The sequence below is a fragment of the Oscillatoria sp. HE19RPO genome, from assembly GCF_024220515.1.
In the GTDB taxonomy this organism is placed as follows: domain Bacteria; phylum Cyanobacteriota; class Cyanobacteriia; order Cyanobacteriales; family Laspinemataceae; genus Laspinema.
The window spans coordinates 1-1,390 of sequence record NZ_JAMXOT010000496.1 but is presented as its reverse complement, the minus strand read 5'-3'; the positions used below and the strand labels follow the sequence as shown (position 1 = coordinate 1,390).

General features: G+C 49.4%; 2 protein-coding genes. Both read left to right on the top strand.

What is annotated here, in order from left to right:
- The first annotated feature begins 295 nt into the window (after positions 1–295).
- Entirely contained in the window at positions 296–673 is a 378-nt protein-coding gene (locus NG833_RS30055; protein ID WP_254568929.1) for a helix-turn-helix transcriptional regulator, read from the top strand.
- A 103-nt stretch (positions 674–776) separates the two neighbouring features.
- On the top strand, positions 777–1,178 hold the full coding sequence (gene arsD, locus NG833_RS30050; RefSeq protein WP_256556224.1) for an arsenite efflux transporter metallochaperone ArsD: 402 nt from the start codon (positions 777–779) through the stop codon (positions 1,176–1,178).
- Positions 1,179–1,390: the final 212 nt, after the last annotated feature.

Sequence of the window (1,390 nt, the reverse complement as noted above, 5' to 3'; positions counted from 1 at the left end):
AAAACCCGCAGGCTGTTCTATGAGCGTTCCGCTAGGAAAGCCTGGAGGCTCACAGGACAAAGCCCGCCTGCGCGGCGTCATACAGTCTTGTTAGGTGCTTAACCATCGGGATTTGGATGATTTATTTGTTGGAACACCCTCAGCCTCCAAGAATCTGCAAAAAACATCACCTCTCCAGCATCAAGTTGGGAGGTATTGTTTTTTTTTGGGGCTTCCGGGCTTGTGGGCGCTAAAATGCCCTAGGGTTCCTGAACAGTTGCTTGCCACATTTCCATATTTCATCTATAGTTGAAACATGGAAAGTAAAACGGCTGTAAAAATCTTTGAGTCCTTGTCTTCTGGCATCCGCTTAGACATTTACCGGATGTTGGTTAAGGCTGGATCCACAGGAATGGTGGCAGGTCAAATTGCTTCCGAACTGGAGGTGCCGCCTTCTAACCTCTCTTTTCATCTCAAAGCGTTGGTTCACGCTGAATTGCTTGGGGTGGAACAGGAGGGACGCTTTTTGCGCTATCGCGCCAATATGCCCCTGATGTTTAGGTTAATCACCTATTTAACTGAAGAGTGTTGTCAGGGAGAACTGGCAGAGTGCGCCAGTCCACAAAGCGGGGAACTCGATTCTAATCCCTGTTTCCGATCGCCCTCACTCACCCCCCAAGAAGCCAAAACATAAGCGTGGGCTATCTGCAAAAGCCGCGATCGCCCGGAAGCGGAACTCAACTGCCTGCTTTTACTTTCTCTTTCCCCATTATTTCAATATTTCATAGAAACTCAAAATGACTAAAATTGAAGTATTTGACCCCGCAATGTGCTGTAGTACGGGTGTTTGTGGACCCGATGTCGATCAGAAATTTGTGGACTTTGCCGCCAACGTGGATTGGGGGACTGGACAAGGGATAAAGATTCAGCGGTATAACCTCGGACAACAACCGATGGAATTTGCCAATAATCCCACCGTAAAAAGCTTTTTAGAACGTTCCGGCGCTGATGCCCTGCCCCTGATTCTGGTAGAGGGTGAAATTGCCCTAGCCGGACGATATCCAACCCGGGATGAATTAGCCCGTTTAGCGAGTGTAACCCCTGCACCTGTGGCATCTGCGCCGAAACAATCTAGCGGATGTTGTGGCAGTGCCAAGAGCAGTAGTCAGAGTAGTAGCCAGAAAAGTAGCTGTTGTTAAATACTGACCTCTTGCACCCGTTGCAACAACAGGCGGGGGATCAATCCCCCGCCTAACAGCTAAAGTCGTCTAAGGGTGTTCCAACAAATAAATCATCCAAATCCCGATGGTTAAGCACCTAACAAGACTGTATGACGCCGCGCAGGCGGGCTTTGTCCTGTGAGCCTCCAGGCTTTCCTAGCGGAACGCTCATAGAACAGCCTGCGGGTTTT

Excerpts from the sequence above, each read along its gene's own strand:
- NG833_RS30055 (WP_254568929.1), top strand. The coding sequence starts at position 296 with ATGGAAAGTAAAACGGCTGTAAAAATCTTTGAGTCCTTGTCTTCTGGC.
- arsD (WP_256556224.1), top strand. The coding sequence starts at position 777 with ATGACTAAAATTGAAGTATTTGACCCCGCAATGTGCTGTAGTACGGGT.